Origin of the sequence: Collinsella sp. BG-O-102 (genome assembly GCF_023656745.1) — a bacterium.
GTDB lineage: Bacteria > Actinomycetota > Coriobacteriia > Coriobacteriales > Coriobacteriaceae > Collinsella.
Map to the genome: position 1 here is coordinate 1 of NZ_JAMOKO010000024.1, position 18730 is coordinate 18730.

An 18730-nucleotide genomic window follows, 5' to 3' on the forward strand; every position below is an offset into this window, starting at 1 on the left:
CCGCAGGTGCGGTAAGGGCTACCGCACGGGCCGATACTCAAAGCCCATTGTGGCACCCCGAGCCCGCGGAAAGAAGCTGCGCCGCGGGGGAGGCGGCCCCAATGGCTTTCTCATATCGTCTTTGAGGCCATGAGTCTCGTCAGGCTGCGAGCTAGCCGGCTATCGCTTGGAATTGACGCGGTAATGGAAGATCTCGGGGTGTGTGCGAGTGTGCGTCACCTCAAACAAGATGCCATCCGAGGTGTACGACTGACTCTCCATGACGGCAACGCAGTTGTATTTGCCGAGGTCAAGATAGCTGCAGTCCTCATCGTTGGCGAGCTCGACACTCACCGTACGACGGCTCGCCATCACTTTGACACCGCGCTTGTGCTCCAGATAGCCGTAAATAGAATCTGCCGCGATCTCGGGAGTCAGGCCCTTGGCGATCGACGCCAAAAAATAGCCATGGTCCACTTGGCGCGCGTTGCCGTTGAGGCTTCGGACACGCACTACGCGAATCAACTTCTCGCCCACCTTAAAGCCCAGGCGACGAGAGAGTTGCTCGGTGCAGACCAGATGTTCAAAAGACTTAACGTCCGTCGATGCAACGGCATTGTTGCGCTTTGCAAACTCGCCAAACGACTCAACCTCTTCGAGTGCGCCCAACATGTCGGTTTCGCCCTTAAGCCAAATAACGCGCACGCCCTTGCCGTGTATGGGCTGCACAAACATCCCGTCGGCCAGCATGCTCAAAGCGCGGCGGACGGTATTGCGCGTGCAGCCAAATTCCGCGGTCAGCTCGGCTTCGGTTGGCAGCATCTCCTGAAACGCATAGGTCCCATTAATGATGCGCGAGCGTATTTCTCGGTAGATTCCTTCGTATATCGCTTTTGGCATTGTTTCACCTCTACATTATTCATTTCCGGCTAGGCACGATAGCATTTCTTAAAGTTGTTTAAACCGAATATCGGTAAAGCGACAGGATTTAACCGTTGACGGTTTCTGTCATGCCCAAATCGGTTTCGCTCAAAACTGCCGGTACGACAATCGTCTGGTCCTCTACAATGAATCCATTGTTTAAACGTTTCCCCACGCGCAACGCGCCTCGATATTCGGAAGGCAGAACATGCTGCAAAAAATCCAACGCTTTGGCGGGGCAATGTTCGCGCCCGCCATGCTGTTTTCTATATCAGGCCTCATGGTCGGCGTCTCCGCTCTCGCAACGACTGCGGACATCGTCGGCGATCTCGCCGTATACGGAACCCCTTGGTACGTTTTTTGGACCATCATCCAGCGCGGCTCGTGGACGGTCTTTAAACGCCTCCCGCTCCTTTTTGCCGTAGCGCTGCCCATCGGTCTTGCCCAAAAACAACCGGCTCGTTGCTGCCTCGAGGCTCTCGTCGCCTATTTTGCCTACTGCTTCTTTTTGAGCGAGATCATTAAGCTGAGCGGAGACAACCTTGGACTTGAGTACCCGTCATCTTTGACCTCCGCCAGCGGTATCACCGTCATCGACGGCATCAAGACGCTCGACACCGGCATTATCGGCCCGCTGGCGGTATCGGCAACCGTCGTCGCCATCCATGACCGCTTCTACGATGCCAAAATTCCCGATTGGCTCGGCACCTTCTCGGGCTCCTCGCTGGTCTACCTCATCAGCTTTTTTGCCGTGTTTGCCCTTGCCGCTATCTCGGCCGCCATCGTGCCCTACGTATACGATGTAACTGATACGCTGCGTCACGCGCTTGCAGGCGTCGGTCCCTTTGGCGTGGGTATCTTTGTCTTTTTAGAACGAGCACTCGAGCCCTTTGGCCTGCACCACCTGCTCTACATGCCGATCTACTACGACAACCTGGTCATTAACGACGGCATCTACGCCACGTGGAGCAGTTTGCTCCCCATCCTCTCCCATAGCACGCGCCCCCTTAATGAGCTTGCGCCGTGGGCCGGTTTTACCGCCACCGGCTGGGTCAAGCTCTTTGGCCTTCCTGCCATCGCAGCTGCGTTCTACTCCACCGCAAAACCCGAGCGCCGCGCCGGCCTCAGGGTCATCCTTGTTCCCGCCATCATCGCCTCGGTGGTTTGCGGCGTTACCGAGCCACTCGAGTTTCTCTTTATGTTCACCCACCCCGGGCTCTTTTTGCTCTACGCCGTCTTATCGTCTTGCCTTGCCACAACCATGAATCTCTTTGGCATCGTCGGCATCTTCTCGGGCGGCCTGATGGAGATGGCAGCCTTCAACTTTATTCCGCTCATGCGCACGCATGCCGGTGCCTATCTTTTGGCGCTCGGTATCGGCCTTGCCTTTAGCCTCATCTTTTTTGTTAGTTTTCGAGCACTCATCTTGGTCTATGACCTTAAGACTCCGGGCCGCGAGGATCATGTCGCCAATCGCGCGGCAATCGATTGTTTAACGGGAAGCAACTTTGCCAAAGAGCAATCTCCCAATGACGAGGTCAATAGTCGAACCGATCAAGATCACGTCCTCGCTGAGCGGGTAATTCAGCTTTTAGGTGGCGTTGGCAATATCGTGGGCGCAACCAACTGCGCCACGCGCCTGCGCGTCGAGGTCGCAGACCCTTCCATCGTTGCAGATAACGCGTCGTTTGTCGCGGTGGGCGCCAAGGGCCTCATCATTACGGGCAAGACCGCCCAGGTGATCATCGGCATCTCCGTTCCCCGCGTTAAAGAGCATTTTGACCAGATCATGGGCCTCGAGCCGGAATTTGTGCCCACCACCTCGGCCTCCCCTGCCGCCAGCGCAGCCCATAAGCGCGGCGATATTTGCTTCTTCGATATCGACGGAACGCTCGCCTGGCAAGACCCCAGGCTCGCCCAAGACCTTCCCGAAGACGAGCGGGACCTCTCCCCCTATCCCAACGAGGCGGTTTCGCAGGCAATCCGCGAGTTTGTCGCCAACGGCAACATGGCCTTTATCTGCACGGGACGTACCCTGAGCTGCATCCACCCCAAACTTCTTGAGCTGCCCTGGACCGGCATCGTCTGTCTTGCGGGCGGTTACGCCGAGATCAACGGACACGCAATTCGCGATCTGTCGATGACACCCAGCATGCTGCAGCATCTTGCCCCCTATCTTGAGCAATCGGGCGAGGTCATCCGCTTTGAGGGCCTCAACGGCGTCGTGCGCATGAGTGCCGATGCGCCCGATGCTCCCGGATACGCGCGCACCCTGGGCGACGCAGTCACGCAGCTGCAACATTACAGTGTCTACAAGATCTTGATGTCTACATCACTCGCCAACCACATCGCTCAAGATAAGGCACTTGAGCCGCTACTGTGCTTTAACGAGCTCGAACTCGAGGTAACCGAAATCTCGCCCCGCGAATGCACGAAGCGCGGGGGCATCCAGTCTGTACTCGACGCCCTCGATCCCCACCACGGAACCGTATACGGCATTGGCGACGCCAGCAATGACGTCTCGCTGATGAACGCCGTCGATGTCGGTATCGCCATGGGCAATGCGCCGGACTATCTCAAGGATAAGGCCGATTACGTGACCGACACCGTCGATCACGACGGTGTCGTTGCGGCGCTCGAGCATTTTGGGCTGATTTAGGCGCGCTCCATCAAACGCACGCCCGTTGTCCCAAATCGCCAAAACTGCCGCGCCAAACGCCCTAATGTGGCAATATGTTGTCTGCATATTGCATCAACGCAACCTCAGAAAGAATGCGAGAACCCGTGTCCAGTCCGTTTACCAGCTTTTTAGCCCAGCACTTTGACCAGATTAACGACTATCTGGCCACGTTCTTTGACGGACAGGCGACCTCTGCCGATATCGAGCGCTACCTGTATGCGCCGCTCTCGGCTTTTACGGCCAACGCCGGCAAGCGCCACCGCCCGCTTATCTGTATGCTCGCCGCAACCGCAGTGGGCGGTAGCTTTGAGAGCGCCCGCAGCGCCGCGGCAGCCATCGAGCATTTCCAGTCGGGCGCGCTGATCCACGACGACATCGCCGACAACGGACAGCTTCGTCGAGGCAAGCCCTGCATGCACCTTACCGAGGGCACGGGCCTTGCCATCAATTGCGGCGACCTGGCGCTCACTATGGTCACCAAGACGGTTCTCGACGACCCCACGCTGGAGTCCGACGTGAAGCTGCGCGTGCTCCACGAGCTTACCGAGATGATCGTCCGCACCATCGAGGGTCAAGCGCTCGACCTGGGTTGGGTCCGTGACGGGCGCTTTGATATCTCGGTTGATGACTACCTGGACATGGCGACGCACAAGACCGCGTTTTACAGCGGAGCCACGCCGCTTGCCGCCGGAGCCATTATCGGCGGCGGCAGCGATGAGCAAATCGAAGCGCTGCGCGCCTTTGGCCTGCACACAGGCCTTGCCTTTCAGATTCAGGACGACCTGCTCAACCTTGTCGGCACTAAGGAAGCCGCCAACAAGGACTTCCGCACCGACATCACCGAGGGCAAGCGCACGCTTGTCGCCGTACACGCCCTCTCTGATGAGCGCCACCACGACGAGGTCGAGGCGATTCTTTCCTCGGGCACCGATGATCCCGCGCAGCTCGCACGCGCCGTGGAGATCTTCCAGGAGACCGACTCCATCGATTACGCCCACACTTACGCGCTCGACCTGACCGCTAAGGCCAAAGCGGCCATCGAGAACGTTGAGCTTGATCCGCACGCACGCGAGCTGTTCCTCTCCATGGCAGATTTCTTTGTGGAGCGTCTTAACTAACGGGGGTTATAAAACCTGTCAGCAGCGTATTTAGGCACAACTTGCTACACTGTTGAGTGCATGTTTATGCATCCCTTTGCGTTGTCTATCCGACAGACGCTCAAATAGTACGAATGGTACGCCGAAAGGGGTTCGTTCATGGAACCTATTACAACGGGCATGCAAGGAGCAGCCGTCGAGGACGTGCAGTCTCGTCTCCTGCAGCTCGGCTACACGATTGATGCCGCCGAAGTCACCGACAAGTACTTTGGAGCCACCACTGAGCAGGCCGTCAGCACCTTCAGGCTCGACAGCGGCCTTGCTGCCGGTCATGCCGTCGATATCCCCTGCTGGAGCGCCCTTGTAGACGCTTCGTATAAGCTGGGCGACCGCACTCTCTATCTGCGCATGCCCAATTTCCATGGCGCCGATGTGCAGGCCCTGCAGCGCGCTCTCAACGTTTTGGGCTTTGCCTGTGGCGAAGACGACGGCTACTTTGGTCCGCATACCGAGGCCGCCCTGCAGCAGTTCCAGGAAAATGTCGGCCTGTTTGCCGACGGCATGGCCTTCCAGGACACCTACGCCTACATCAACCGCCTGCACCATGTGTGGGAGGGCAAGCCCTCGGTCACCGAAGCCGAGTCCCGTATCGGTTTTGCTCGCGCCGCCAACGTGCTCGAGCGCTTCCAGATTGCCGTTATCGGCGAGGACCCCATCGCACGCAGCGTTGCGTCGCGCATGTGGAATATCGCCACGGCAACGACCGACAACAGCGGCATGATGCTCTGCGACTCCGAGGTCCCAACCGACGTTGACCTGGTGCTCGAGATCGCAAGCGATGAGCTGCCCGCAGATGCAGCGCCGCGCGCCACGATCGCCCTCGCCGAGTGCCACAACTTGGCCCAGCGCATCCGCACCGCCAATGTCGCCGCGCAGCAGAAGCCAGCTCGCATTCGCATTGAGCTCACGGGCATGACGCGCTACAACGGCACTTTCACGGCCAGCGACGCGCAGACACTCGCCGTACGCCTGCTCGATGGTGTTTGCGATGCCCTCGCAGATTAGGTAAACTAAACGAGTTGCTTTTGGGCAACACCGCACATTGGGACGTAGTTCAACGGTAGAACTCCGGTTTTTGGTGCCGGCTGTTGGGGGTTCGAATCCCTCCGTCCCAGCCCTTAAGAACACAGCGCTCCAGGCCCTTATGAACCTGGAGCGCTTTCTTGTGGGCAAGCGGAGGAATTCGAACCCGCAAGAGTGCGGAGCTGAGGAAACGCGAAGCGTTTTCCAGCGCAGCACGCAAGGAGCGAAGCGACGCAGCGGGGCGCGGCCGCCGACCAGGCGGACGCGGAATCCCTCCGTCCCATATCAGCCGAGAGCGCCTTACATCTAGAATTATCAGCCCAGTTCCGAAAAGCGAGCCGTCATCTACAAAATGGCGCGTGGCCCCGGCGGGCCGGGCATTAAGTTTGTCGCGAGTTCCGCACACAAAGAAGGCCACTTAATGTGGCCTTCGTCTTGTGCAGGACTGTAGAGCAGCAAACTTAATGCCCGGCCCGCCGGGGCCACGCGTCCCTAATTGTTCAGCATGCGGTCGAAGCTTCCCGAGTCGCCATCCCGATAGTCGGCGGTCATCAGAATCTCCTGCGGAATGCGCCCGCCCTCGCGCAGCACGTTGCGGAACTGCACGCGCGTAACCATGGGCAGATCCTTGATCGTCGCCGCCAGGTTCTGCGGCACGCCCTGGTTGGCAGCCGCGGGCTCGCACTCGCCGCCGGCCTTCACGCGACGCTTATGCTCGGCGAGCATGGCGCGGTACATGCCGGCATGCAGGCGAATCTCAACCACATTGGCATTGCGAGTCTGCTCGACAATGCGCGCGCCCTCGCGATCGATATCGCCTACGTAGTAGACGTAGTTAAAGCGATAGCCAATCTCGGCCAGATAATCGTCCAAGGCATGCGAGACGCTCGCCTTGCATCCGCCGCCAAAAATCACGCCGCCCACCTTGATGCCAAAGAGCTTGGCGTGCTTGCGGCCACGCAGCAGCTTGACGATCTCGTCGTAGGTGTCCAGGTTCTCGACCATAATGAACGGCTTGTCGGCGCCCAGCGTAAAGAAGCCCGTAAAATGCACGGGGCGATTGGGGGCGACCTTGATCGCCTGCATGCTGATGCCCTTTTCGGTCATACGCCTGATCAGGCGCTCACCGTGCTTGCCGTCAAAAGCCTTCTCGTCGTTAAAGATCTGGTAGGCACGCTGACGGCGCGAGGCAACCGGCGTATCGGCACCTCGGTTCTGCTCGATCCAAGCCTGGATGATTGCGATTTCCTCGGCAATCTTGCGGTTGGACATCTCGTTGTGCTGAGTGCGCTGCGGAGCCTTTTTGCCGTCCTTGCCCTCGACCTTTACGATCTGTGTCTGCTGCTCCTTGATCTTGGAGAGCGCCATAGGCGTGGGGACAACCTTGAACAGCTGCCTGCCTAAAACGCGGGCAAGGGCAAGCGCCGAGACCTCGCCGTGGGCGGCCGACTCGGGCTGCTGGGCAGCAGTATCTACTGCGGCAGACTCCGGCTTCTTCTGAGACTTGCGCTTAGAATCGCCTTGGGGATTGCGCTCGCGCTTCGGCATAGACGCCTGCTTCTGCGGACGATCGGACTTGCTCTCCTTCGCTGACTGGCGCTTAGGCTGCCCCGAAGAAACCTCGGCCTTCGCATCCTCGTTCTGCGGCGTGGTCTTCTCGGTTGCAGTCTCGGCATGGGAACTGCGGCCCCCACGATGGCGACGGCGGCGAGGCTTGCTCGACGCGCCCTGCTCCGTCTGCTCATCAGTAGGCTGCTGGCCCTTGGCCTCGGCATCAACCTCAAGCTGCGGCTCAACAGGCTTTTGCTCGCGAGCCACCGGCTCAACGGCCTTCTCGTCCTTCTCGCCCTGAGTGGTCGAAGCCGGTTCGCTCTTCTCCTGACGCCTTACGGGATACGCGCGCCCCTCAAAACCACGTCCGGGACGGCATGAACCCGGAGCCTTCTTGGCCGGTTCATCGGACGCGTCAGCAGCCTCGACGGAATCCTGGACCTCGCATGCGGCACCTCGCTGCTCGGCCTTAAAGTGGGCACCGCGGCGACGCTTGGGCTCCTGGATCTCAGCATGCTCTTGAGCGAGAGTCGGCTCCTGCATCCCGACGGGCTTTTCCTCGACGGCCTCAGCATCCGTCTCACCCTTTTGAGCAACGGCGCGACGGAAGCGCTCCTGCTGGGCGCGGCGCTGCGCATCGCGCTTGCCACCCCCGCCAAAACCGCCGCGTCCTGCCTTGGCCGTAAAGGCACGCACGACGTTCTCATCGAGCAACTCATCGGTATCGACATGCTCACGCGGAGCAGCTTCTTCCACAGCAGGCACGTCAGCGGAATCCTCGACGACAAAACCCTCGACGGACTCGGCAGGCTGCTCTTGGGCATCGCGGATCTCGGCATTGATGGTATAGAACGCCGGGCGCCCGTTAATGCCGCTACCCTCGATCTTGGTCACGATCTTTGCCGCGATAAGCTCATCGCGCATCGCCTTGGTGTCGCACTCCTTATCGACGGAGCGGAAAATCTGCGCCAGCGCACTCGACTTAATCTTGAGCGCCTTGCGGCAGAGCAGGTCGTAGGCAACCAGCTTGGCGCGCTCGGCAGAAAGCGACGTCTGGCTGCTCAGGCGCTCAGCCAAAGCATCGACATTGTTTTGATTATCGGAATATACCGTCTTGGCCACGGGGCCCCTTTCATATGTACACATATACGTCTATATGGTACAACGCACGCCCTTATCCACGCAAAACATCTGCGAGAACACTCGAGCGTCACCCGCTTTCGCATGAAAAAAAGACCGAGTCCGCGTCGTTGCGGACCCGGTCTTTCCGAGTCATATGGATGAGAGATTCAACCCGTCCGACCGACTAGGCCTTGACGGCCTCGGCGTCGGCAGGAGCCTCGGCGGCAGCGGCGCGACCGTACTCGGCCTTGCCCATATCGGACCACTCGGGCTCCTCATCAGGCATGGAGCCAGCCTCCTTGCCGAAGAACTCCTTGAGGCAGTTGACGGCGACGATGAGGCCCAGGACCATCAGCAGGACGGCAAAGACGAGCTGCAGGCCCTTGGTGGCGGCGACGGAGACGGCGGCCGTGGTGGCGGTAGCCGGGATGGTACCGAAGAAACCGTAGGCCTGGACGGCGGCCATGCAGCCCATGGCGCTCTGGACCAGCGAGGTGAAGGTGCAGCAGAGCAGGAAGACGACGGGCACGTAGAGCATCCAACCCTTGCGGCCGGTGCACTTGCAGAACACGGCGAGGGTGATCATGGTCATGCCGCCGAGCAGCTGGTTGGAAGCACCAAAGAGCGGCCAGATGTTGGCATAGCCACCAAAAGCGAGGGCGAGACCGGGAAGCAGGGTGACGACCGTGGCGAACCAGGGGTTGCCGAGGACCTTCATGTAGCCGGCCTTGGACTCGATGGCCAGGGCGTCGTTGGTCTGGGCAAAGAACTCGGAGAACGAGGTGCGGGCGATGCGGGCGACGGCGTCGAGCGAGGTCAGGGCCAGAGCGGAAACATTCATGGTCATGAAGACGGTAGCGAGCGTGCCGTCAACACCGAAGGCCTGCATACCGCGGGAGATGCCAGCGGCGAAGATCTGGAACGGGGTGGAAGCGACACCGGCGTTGAGGGCGCCGGTACCGGCGGTGTTCATATCGGAGAACATGATGCCGGCAACGATGATGGCAAGGATGCCGACGAAGGACTCGACGATCATTGCGCCGTAACCGACCTTGACGGCGTCCTGCTCCTTCTCGACCTGCTTGGAAGAGGTGCCGGAAGAAACGAGGCTGTGGAAACCGGAGAGAGCACCGCAAGCGACGGAGACGAACAGGACCGGGAACATCATGCCGGAGGCAGTGGAGAAGCCGGTGAAGACCGGAGCGGTGATAGTGGCCTGACCGTTGACGCCCAGGACGACGATGCCGAGGACAGCGCAGACGATCATGACGATCATCATGATGGAAGTGAGGTAGTCACGCGGGGTCTTGAGCATCTGGATGGGCATAGCGCCAGCGAAGACCAGGTAGACCATGACGACGGCGAACCACTGGAACTTATCCAGGTAGACCGGGAACTGCATTCCGACGGCGAACATGAGAACCATGAGGACAACGCCGGTGACGAACTCGGCAGCGCCGGTGAGGTTGAACTTCTTCTGGGCCCAACCAAAGGCGATAGCGACGAAGGTGAACAGGATGGAGATGGTACCAGCGCAGCCGGCGGCATAGGACTTGGTGAAGTCGATGGCACCGGTAGCAGCACCAGAAGCGTCAACGGCCGGGGTGAACATGAACGTCTTGCAAACCATGTCGGTGAAGGCGGCGATGACGATGATGCAGAACAGCCAGCAGAACAGCAGGAACAGGCGACGGCCGGTCTTGCCGATGTACTTCTCGATGAGCTGAGCGAGCGACTTGCCGTTGTTCTTCATCGAAGCGTACAGGGCACCAAAGTCGTGGACGGCGCCAAAGAAGATGCCGCCGACGAGGACCCAGAGCACGACGGGCAGCCAGCCAAAGGCCATGGCGACGATCGTACCCGTGACAGGACCAGCACCGCAGATCGAGCTGAACTGGTGCGAAAACGCGGTGAAGGCGGAGACGGGCGAGAAGCTGTTGCCGTCCTTCATGCGCTTGGCCGGCGTGAGGGCCTCTTTGTCAACGCCCCACTTGTTGGCCAGCCAGCGGCCGTAGCCCAGATAGCCGCAGGCGAGCACCGCCGCGGCCACAACCATGAGCAAAACTCCGTTCATTACATTTCCTCCTCTAAAAAGAACTTCCTAGACATAAAAAATGAGGGCCGTCGGTTGCGCTCGACGGCCCTCATCTTCATCAGCCGCCCGTTATCGTACGGGCTAGCTGTATGTGCTAACCCGCATCAGATAATTACTACGCTGATAATGTTTAGCTGATGCGTGAACATGTCTAAGAAATCCTCTTCAATCATGATGCGAACGATCCGTGCGTGTTCACATCCCCCAGTGGTTGAAAAGGAGTATGAAACTTTAGTTACCTAAAGTCAACGCAAATTTGTAATGAATTTTCAACTTTTTTGGATTTCTCGGTATAAAACGCCACTGACCTCGGACTTTACCCAGCGACAGTTTTTGCATGAGAGATGTCCCTCGGGAGCGGGCGGGCGTATACAAGGTTTCCTGCTCTACAGTCCTGCTCGCACGGAGAGCACATTAAGTGCTCTCCGGCTCGTGCGGAACTCGCGATAAACCTTGTATACGCCCGCCCGCTCCCGAGGGGCTCCCATCCCAAATGCGGAGCAAAGCTCCGCACACCAACTTTTTCTTTCAGCTAAAGAACGCTGGAAATTCGACGCTGGCTTGTTAACCTTGCTGGACGTTGTCGACGCCAAACCAGCTCAGAAGCTATATCGATACAGAAAGGTCCCCGGACGGAGGGGCCGGATATAAGGTTTATCGCGAGTTCCGCACGCAAAGAAGGCCACTTAATGTGGCCTTCGTCTTGCGCAGGACTGTAGAGCAGGAAACCTTATATCCGGCCCCTCCGTCCGGGGACCGCGCCGTACCAGCTACAGCGTCATGTTCGGATCGGCGTCGACGTCGAACGGCGAGATTTCACCTCGGTCGAATTTACGGCGAGCGACCTCCGCGATCATGGCGGCGTTATCGGTACAGGCAGACAAGGGCGGCACCGTTACGCGAATCCCCTGACGCCCAAGCTTCTTGATCATCATCTCGCGCAGATGCGGGTTGGCCGAGACGCCGCCACCGATGCAGTATTCCTTGCATCCGGTAGCGTGCAATGCGTTTTTGGCCTTCTTGTACTGCACGTCAAAGACAGCTGCCTCAAACGAAGCTGCCAGATCGGGCAGGTGAATCGTGCGCCCGGCCTTGGTCTCCTGTTCAATGTAGAGCGTCACAGCGGTTTTAAGGCCCGAAAGCGAGAAGCGATAGTCTCCCCTGCTGTTAAGCGCACGGGGGAAATCGATCGCCTTGGGGTTGCCCGTCTCGGCCAGCTTGGAAATGATGGGGCCACCGGGATAGCCCAGACCCAACGCCTTGGCTACCTTGTCGAAGGCCTCGCCCACAGCGTCGTCGAGCGTCTCACCGAGCACCTCGTAGTCGCCCCACGCCTTCACGTGCACGAGCATGGTGTGCCCACCCGAGACAAGCGTGAAGATAAACGGCGGTTTGAGGTCGGGTTGCGCCAGCAGGTTGGCAAACAGGTGCCCCTCCAGATGGTTGACGCACACGAGCGGCTTGCCGGCAGCGTAGGCAAAGCCCTTGGCGAAGGCGACGCCAACCACGAGCGCGCCCACCAGGCCCGGACCCTGTGTCACGCCCACGGCGGCAAGCTCGCTGGGGGCAATGGCTCCATCCTCAAGACCAAGCGATGCTGCGGCATCCTCAAGCGCCGCATCCACGACACTCACAATCACCTCGACGTGTTTGCGCGAGGCGATCTCGGGCACCACGCCGCCAAAGCGGGCGTGAAAATCAATCTGCGTCGACACCTGGTTGGCCAGCATATTGCCATCCGCATCGATAATCGCCACGGCCGTCTCGTCGCAGGAGCTCTCGATAGCGAGCACTAGGCGGCGGCGCTCAATTTCGGCACGCTCCCCCTCGGAGCGCCCAGGCGCAGGCAGCGGCCACACGCGCTGCTCTGCCGCCGTCGGCTCGGGCGAAGCATTGTCGACCGGAAGTACCAGGGGCAGCGGGGCCGTCATGACGATGGCGTCCTTGCCGGCACCATAGTAGCCGCGGCGACGGCCAGCCTCGGTAAAGCCCAGAGCGTTATAGAGCGCAATCGCTCCCTCGTTGCCGTCCTCGACCTCGAGCGAAGCCGTGGTGCAGCCGAGCATCTGGGCATCATAGCTCACATGCGACAGCAGCTTGCGGGCAATGCCCTCACGGCGATGTGCCGGGTCGACGGCGACATCCAGAATCTGCACATCACCGTCCACGACCATACCGCCGGCAAGGCCCAGTAGCTTGCCGTCGTCGTGTGCCACCCACCAACTACGCGGCGCAGCAACGTCCTCGCCCAGTTCGGACAGGAACATGCCCGGCGTCCACGCCTCGTGTCCGGCACCTTCAAAGCAGGCAGCCTCCAGCGCGCTCGCGCCCTCGGCATCCGCCGCGCCCATGGGACGGAACTGCAGATGACGACCGGCGAGCTCATCGGCAACGCCCGTAATTTCGCTCTGCGCACTCTCGGCAAGACCAAGACGCTTGCGCTCGTTTTCCTCGGCATCCGAAAGGCGCGTGTAAATCGGCAGGACGCGAGCCGGATCGCCGTCACCCGCAGCGTGCGCGAGCAGCAAGCCCTCGCCCGAAGGCCACCACAGGTCGCGCTCCACGCAGCGGGCGGTCTCGTCCTCACCCAGCAGCTTGCCATAGCGCACGAGACCGTCACCGGTCAGCTGAACCTGGTCCCAGTCCGCTGCTTGGCGCCACTCATCGAGCGCCACGGCGGCCTTGACCACGTGTTCGCGCTCAAATTGACGCTCGGGGCCCTCATCGACCAGCATATACAGCGCCGGATATACCTCACCGCGCATAGCATCGGCCAAGATACCAAGCTTGCCGCGCACGCCAGCCTTCCACGCCGTCCAAGCGCAAGAGTCGAGCGTCGACACGCCCAGCAGCGGAACATTGGCACCACGCGCGAGGCCCTTGGCAGTGGAGATGCCGATGCGCACACCCGTAAAGGACCCCGGGCCGCGGCCGACCACATAGCAACCAACATCGCTGCGATCCAGACCGGCTTGAGCCAGCACGCCATCAACGGTATTCACGAGCTCAACGTTGGCGTGACGGCGACACATGTGGTCGCCACTCACGAGCTTCGTCTCGCCCGTCTGCCCATCAATCCAGCTTGCCGCGCAGGCAAGCATGTCGGTCGAGGTATCGAGCGCCACCACCAGCGCGTTGTCGTTATGCAAGCTCATCTTGTACAGCCTTATCAATCAAATGGGAAAGCTCCATTGCACGGTCACCGTGCGCCTCAAGCGTTATCGTTCGCACATCGCTGTCGCCCTCATCACGCTTGAGCGTCACCGAAAGATACTCATCCGTCAGCTCGTCCTGGAATTGTTCGCCCCATTCCAGCAGGCAAGCACCCTCATAGCCCAGCACATCGAAAATGCCCGTATCCTCGAGCTCGTAGGCATGCTCCAGGCGGTATAGATCAAAGTGAAACAGCGGAATACGACCTTGATCGTGAACGGCCATGAGCGCAAACGTAGGGCTCGTAACCATATGCCCATCGCCCAGCCCGCGCGAGACGCCCTTGGTAAAGTGAGTTTTGCCCACCCCCAGGCCACCGGTCAGGATGAGCACATCGCCGTCCTCAAGGCACGGTGCAATTAGCTCGCCAAAGTACTCCGTATCGGCAGCGCAAGTCGTTTTGTAAGTACCTACCCCCAGGCGCTCCAGGGACATATATGCTCCTTATTATTCCGAGGCGTCCTCTGGTGCGGGATGTCGCTCCAGATAGTCGCCCAGCATCTTAAAGTCTTCCTCCAGCAGTTCCTGCCACGCCGGATTGCGTAGCGCTGCTGCCGGATGGAACGTGGGCATTACTACAAAATGCCCCATCTGGTGGAACCTGCCGCGCAGCTTAGTAATGCCAATCTCGGTCTTAAGCACAAAGTGCGTCGCGGGGTTGCCGAGCGTCACGATAATATCAGGCCAGATGCTTCGAATCTGCTCACGCAAAAACGGCGAGCAAGCCAGCACTTCCTCGGGACGTGGATTGCGGTTTCCCGGCGGGCGGCACTTAAGCACGTTGGCAATGTAGACGTCTTCGCGTTTGAGGCCCGCCAGCGACAAAATGCCGTTGAGGTCCTCGCCTGCCGCCCCCACAAAGGGCTCGCCCTGCAAATCCTCATTGCGGCCCGGCGCCTCACCAATAAACATCACGCGAGCGCGGGGGTTTCCCACGCCAAACACGATATTGTGACGCGACTGGTAGAGCTGGCAGAGGTGACAATCGCCCAGAACGGCCTCGATCTCCTCGAGTGCGACCTCACGTGGTGCCTGATGGGTATGGCCGGGGATGTGCATGACGCCCATAGCGGCTCCTACACGTAGACCTTGTCGAGACGCATGCCAAAGCCGCAGGCGACCTCGTAGTTAATCGTTCCGCGCAGTCGGGCCATCTCGTCCATAGTGATCTCGGCATCGCCATCGCGGCCGACAATGATCATCTCGTCACCATACTCGGCCTCGGGAATCTCGTGTGCCGGGTTGGACTGAATGGCGACCATAAACTGGTCCATGCAGATATTGCCAACCTGATGCACGCGCTCGCCGCGATACAGCACATCCATACGATTGGAAAGCGTACGCGATAGGCCGTCGGCATAACCGATCGGCAGCGTGCAGATCTGAACGCGCGTGCGCGGTACGCGGTAGGTAAAACCGTAGCCCACGCCCTCACCCATCGCAGGGTGTGCCACGCGCGTCACGCGCGCATGGACGCTCATAACGGGATCAAGCTGCATCACGCGGCCACTCAGCTCGCACGGCTGCATGCCATACAAGCCAACGCCGGCGCGAATCATATCAAAATGCATCGAGGGGTCGAGCATCGAGGACGGCGTGTTGGCGCAGTGCACGATACCGCACTCAAAACCCGCATCCTTAATGGCTTGAACGGCCTCGGTAAAGCGCTGACACTGCAGCTTGTAGTCCCAGCCCGAAGGTTCATCGGCCGTGGCGAAGTGCGTAAATACGCCGTCGCACTGAATACCGCGATGGAAATTAATACCGCGGACAAAGTCGAGCACCTGTGTGTAGTGTACGCCGATACGATTCATACCCGTCTCGATGGCGAGATGATACTTGCCCACCTTGCCCGCCGCGACGGCACATTCGCCATACGCAAGAGCAAAGTCAGACGTATAGACCGAGGGCATGATATCAAACTCGAGCAACGTCGGAATGGCCTCGATAGGCGGCTCGCTTAGGATGAGGATGGGTTTCGTAATCCCGCCCTGTCGGAGCTCAACGCCCTCGTTAACCGTCGCCACGGCAAACATGTCGGCACCGGCCGAATACATGATCTTGGCGCACTCAACAGCTCCATGACCATAAGCATCGGCCTTGACCACGCAGCACAGGCGCTGACGTGGATTCAACAAGTTCTTATAGGCCCTCGTGTTGCGACGGAGCGCCCCGCGGTCGATCTCGACCCAGGACCAGCGCGTCAAATCGGCTTTATTCATGATTAGTCATCCGACCCTTCGTCCATGATTCCCAGATCTTCGAGCGCATCCTTTGCCGCCAGTTCCATGGCGGGACCGATCAAGTCGATAAGATCGGTCGCGATGACGCTCTTCTCACCATACTCCGTCGCCGCGGCAAAACCGGCGTAGCTGTGAAGTGCGACGGCGTACGAATACAGCAACTCCCAACGATCCATCTCGTCGCGCATGGTGGCAAGCGTGCCGGCCAAAATACCCGCGAGAACATCACCTGAACCGGCAGTTGCCAGAGAAGCCGGACCCGAGAGCGGCAGCAGTACACGCTCAACGCCACAGATAGCCGTCGTCGGCCCTTTGGCAATGACCACCAGATTGTCGGAGCCTGCAGCCCAGACAACCTTCTGCGCGGCTGCAATCGCGGTACCAAGGTCGTTCACCTCGTCACCGGCAACCAGACGCGAAAGCTCACGATAGTGCGGTGTCATAACCAACGGCTGCTCGCGACGATACATCTCGGGGTTACTATCAATACCGTCAATGGCAATCTTAGCAAGGCAGTTGAGTGCATCGGCATCCAAAATAAGCGGTACATCAAGCTCGAGCAAGCCCGAAACCACCTGCATAGCGCCGGCAGACGTCGTCATACCGGGACCGCACAGTACGCAGCTGTACTTCTTTGCAATCTCGCACACCGTCATGCGCGCAGCGGCGCCAAAGGAGCCGCGGGAATCAGACGGAATAGCAAAGACGGGAATCGAAGGAAGTGCAATGCGAATAAGATTAGCGCAGGCGTCAGGAGCCGCGACTGCCACGTAACCAGCACCCGCGCGAGCTGCAGACTTGGCCGCCATAATGGCAGCACCAGGATATTGTGCAGATCCGGCGACAATAAGCACAGAGCCACGGGAATACTTATCGATATTCGTAGGTAGTGGGGCAAAGTAATCAACTAAGTCACCGGGCTCGACAATCTCGGCGGCGTGGTCGACATCATCGATGACCTCGTCAAGACGGTCGTAAAGATTGCCGCAGATCAAATCGCCAGCATACTCAGGGCCATCAGCGCTATACAGACCAATCTTGGGCGCAATCATCGTCACCGTATGTTCGGCACGAATGCAGTCGTCATCAACAACGCCCGTCTCGGCATTCAGGCCCGAGGGGACATCAATGGATACGACACAATCGGCGCATTCATTGACCGTAGGAATCCAGATGGAGAACGGCGCACGCAGATTCCCATGGAAACCGGTACCAAAAATGGCATCGACAACAACATCGGCCTTATCGATCAAAACCTCGAGTTCGTCACGCGAGGGGCCGACGCAAACGTGCACATCGCGGCCGGCAGTACGACGAGCAACATGACGTGCCAGAGCAGCAGGAATCTCATCCGGCTCAACCGGAGAAACGATATCGACGTCCACACCCTTATGGCTCAGGATATCGGCGGCAACCCAACCGTCGCCGCCATTATTACCAAAACCGACCAGAACGAGAACCCGATCGGGATTGAGCTTCAAGACCTCGTTGGCGGCAAACTCACCCGCTAGCTCCATAAGCTCGGCCTTCGAAGTCCCTTCGCGTTCGATGATATCCTCGAGACGAACGACTTCTTCGGTACTCAAAACCGGTTTCATCTATGCTCCTAGCGTATCTTGCGAAGCATCGCCCAGGTGCTCCGTCAATGCTGAATTCTGCAGCTGCTCAAGCTCATCTAAAACAGAGCGAGCCTCTTTAAATGTCTGCGCTACGCGTTTCTTGGTGCTCACCTTTTCATCTTTTGGCTTAGGCCGAGCATCTTCGGTAATCGCGATGGCATTCGCAACGGCTAAGTCTCCTGTAAGCGTAATGGAAAGAGCGACCTCAACAACACCCAGCTCATGAGCGATCTCGAGTGCACGGCCCGAAAGCAGCGCCTTCGGTTTGCCGAGTTTATCACGCGTTACCGAAACATCCTTGCGACCCACGCCTTGACTAAAACCCGTGCCGAGAGCTTTAAGCACCGCCTCGCGCGAAGCAAAGCGGCTCGCATAGTGAGCAGCGGGACGCGATGATACATCGCAATACGCACGCTCTTCTTCGGTAAACACACGCCGAGCAAACGACGGCGTCTTTTCAAGAATTGATTTCATCCGGGAAATCTCGACGATATCAACGCCGATACCAGCTTCAGCCATGTTCACCTCCATATCGCACAGACTAAGTTATTGTAGCCCGTTCACAGAAGATGCGACAAACGAGGGTTATAAAACACAGCTACTATGTGAGACAAAAGCCCGTAAACGCAAAAAAGGGGGAGGCCGCGAGGCCTCCCCCTTCTCAGTTCAAGCGTACGGCTCGGTGCCGTCCACCGGTCAGCGGCGCCCTGGCCTCCCACGGGCTGACCCTGCAGTACTCTCGGCGCGATGGGGCTTAGCTTCCGGGTTCGGAACGGGACCGGGCGTGCCCCCCATGCTCTGGCCGCTGACCGGTGGGCGGCGCCCACCGTTACGGTGTCCTGGGTCGTCCGGCGTGCCCTGAGGGCCGCATGGCGCATAGGAAAGATGACTCGGGGGCATCCTCGTGCCCGGACCGCGCTTCTGAGCGCATGTCCCGCGGGCCGCGAGGTGCGGTTCCGGAAGAGCTCGGGCGATTAGTGCGGCTCGGCTGAGGCTGTCGCCAGCCTTGCACCTGCCGTCTATCGACCAGGTAGTCTACCTGGGCCCTTACCGGAAGGAGAACTAATCCCTGGAACGGCTTCCCGCTTAGATGCCTTCAGCGGTTATCCGCGCCGCACGCGGCTACC

General features: G+C 59.4%; 12 protein-coding genes, 1 tRNA gene and 2 rRNA genes. 4 read left to right on the forward strand and 11 right to left on the reverse strand.

The window, feature by feature from the left end; genetic code table 11:
- Positions 1–159 precede the first annotated feature (159 nt).
- Positions 160–879: a GntR family transcriptional regulator gene (locus NBH09_RS09395; RefSeq protein WP_250787799.1), complete on the reverse strand. Its 720-nt coding sequence runs from the start codon at positions 877–879 to the stop codon at positions 160–162.
- Positions 880–1108: 229 nt separating this feature from the next.
- Between NBH09_RS09395 and NBH09_RS09400 the strand changes: the two genes are divergently transcribed.
- From NBH09_RS09400 to NBH09_RS09415, 4 genes are all read left to right on the forward strand, one after another.
- Positions 1109–3559, forward strand: a complete 2451-nt coding sequence (locus NBH09_RS09400) for a PTS transporter subunit EIIC (RefSeq protein ID WP_250787800.1) — start codon at positions 1109–1111, stop codon at positions 3557–3559.
- Positions 3560–3684: 125 nt separating this feature from the next.
- Positions 3685–4698 (forward strand): polyprenyl synthetase family protein, encoded by a 1014-nt coding sequence (locus NBH09_RS09405; RefSeq protein WP_138113455.1) that lies wholly within the window; start codon positions 3685–3687, stop codon positions 4696–4698.
- A gap of 138 nt (positions 4699–4836) precedes the next feature.
- The gene (locus tag NBH09_RS09410) at positions 4837–5742 is read left to right on the forward strand and encodes a peptidoglycan-binding domain-containing protein (protein WP_022094145.1); all 906 of its coding nucleotides are present in this window, start codon (positions 4837–4839) and stop codon (positions 5740–5742) included.
- Positions 5743–5780: 38 nt separating this feature from the next.
- Positions 5781–5852, forward strand: a tRNA-Gln gene (locus tag NBH09_RS09415).
- A gap of 400 nt (positions 5853–6252) precedes the next feature.
- On the opposite strand, the gene NBH09_RS09420 is transcribed toward NBH09_RS09415, so the two are convergent.
- The 10 genes from NBH09_RS09420 to NBH09_RS09465 all read right to left on the reverse strand — a co-directional run.
- Positions 6253–8433 carry a hypothetical protein gene (locus NBH09_RS09420; RefSeq protein ID WP_138113457.1) on the reverse strand — a complete coding sequence of 727 codons (2181 nt, stop codon included), beginning with the start codon at positions 8431–8433 and terminating at the stop codon, positions 6253–6255.
- Positions 8434–8617: 184 nt separating this feature from the next.
- Positions 8618–10507 carry a carbon starvation CstA family protein gene (locus NBH09_RS09425; RefSeq protein ID WP_250787801.1) on the reverse strand — a complete coding sequence of 630 codons (1890 nt, stop codon included), beginning with the start codon at positions 10505–10507 and terminating at the stop codon, positions 8618–8620.
- 791 nt (positions 10508–11298) lie between these two features.
- On the reverse strand, positions 11299–13683 hold the full coding sequence (tsaD, locus tag NBH09_RS09430) for a tRNA (adenosine(37)-N6)-threonylcarbamoyltransferase complex transferase subunit TsaD (RefSeq protein ID WP_250787802.1): 2385 nt from the start codon (positions 13681–13683) through the stop codon (positions 11299–11301).
- Positions 13670–14176, reverse strand: a complete 507-nt coding sequence (gene tsaE / locus NBH09_RS09435) for a tRNA (adenosine(37)-N6)-threonylcarbamoyltransferase complex ATPase subunit type 1 TsaE (protein WP_006235849.1) — start codon at positions 14174–14176, stop codon at positions 13670–13672. Before tsaE ends, tsaD begins: the two co-directional genes overlap by 14 nt.
- 12 nt (positions 14177–14188) lie before the next feature.
- Positions 14189–14809 (reverse strand): uracil-DNA glycosylase, encoded by a 621-nt coding sequence (locus NBH09_RS09440; RefSeq protein WP_006235848.1) that lies wholly within the window; start codon positions 14807–14809, stop codon positions 14189–14191.
- 8 nt (positions 14810–14817) lie between these two features.
- Positions 14818–15963, reverse strand: coding sequence for an alanine racemase (gene alr / locus NBH09_RS09445; protein ID WP_035137770.1), 1146 nt, complete (start codon positions 15961–15963; stop codon positions 14818–14820).
- A gap of 2 nt (positions 15964–15965) precedes the next feature.
- Positions 15966–17582: an NAD(P)H-hydrate dehydratase gene (locus NBH09_RS09450; protein WP_161144597.1), complete on the reverse strand. Its 1617-nt coding sequence runs from the start codon at positions 17580–17582 to the stop codon at positions 15966–15968.
- Positions 17583–18122 carry a holo-ACP synthase gene (gene acpS, locus NBH09_RS09455; protein WP_161144598.1) on the reverse strand — a complete coding sequence of 180 codons (540 nt, stop codon included), beginning with the start codon at positions 18120–18122 and terminating at the stop codon, positions 17583–17585.
- Positions 18123–18297: 175 nt separating this feature from the next.
- Positions 18298–18413 (reverse strand): 5S ribosomal RNA (rrf, locus tag NBH09_RS09460).
- A 143-nt stretch (positions 18414–18556) separates the two neighbouring features.
- A 23S ribosomal RNA gene (locus tag NBH09_RS09465) occupies positions 18557–18730 on the reverse strand; the annotation flags it as partial.

Bases quoted from the DNA above. Each gene is read 5' to 3' on its own strand.
- NBH09_RS09395 (WP_250787799.1), bottom strand. From the start codon at position 879: ATGCCAAAAGCGATATACGAAGGAATCTACCGAGAAATACGCTCGCGC.
- NBH09_RS09400 (WP_250787800.1), top strand. From the start codon at position 1,109: ATGCTGCAAAAAATCCAACGCTTTGGCGGGGCAATGTTCGCGCCCGCC.
- NBH09_RS09410 (WP_022094145.1), top strand. From the start codon at position 4,837: ATGGAACCTATTACAACGGGCATGCAAGGAGCAGCCGTCGAGGACGTG.
- NBH09_RS09425 (WP_250787801.1), bottom strand. From the start codon at position 10,507: ATGAACGGAGTTTTGCTCATGGTTGTGGCCGCGGCGGTGCTCGCCTGC.
- tsaD (WP_250787802.1), bottom strand. From the start codon at position 13,683: ATGAGCTTGCATAACGACAACGCGCTGGTGGTGGCGCTCGATACCTCG.
- tsaE (WP_006235849.1), bottom strand. From the start codon at position 14,176: ATGTCCCTGGAGCGCCTGGGGGTAGGTACTTACAAAACGACTTGCGCT.
- NBH09_RS09440 (WP_006235848.1), bottom strand. From the start codon at position 14,809: ATGGGCGTCATGCACATCCCCGGCCATACCCATCAGGCACCACGTGAG.
- alr (WP_035137770.1), bottom strand. From the start codon at position 15,963: ATGAATAAAGCCGATTTGACGCGCTGGTCCTGGGTCGAGATCGACCGC.
- NBH09_RS09450 (WP_161144597.1), bottom strand. From the start codon at position 17,582: ATGAAACCGGTTTTGAGTACCGAAGAAGTCGTTCGTCTCGAGGATATC.
- acpS (WP_161144598.1), bottom strand. From the start codon at position 18,122: ATGGCTGAAGCTGGTATCGGCGTTGATATCGTCGAGATTTCCCGGATG.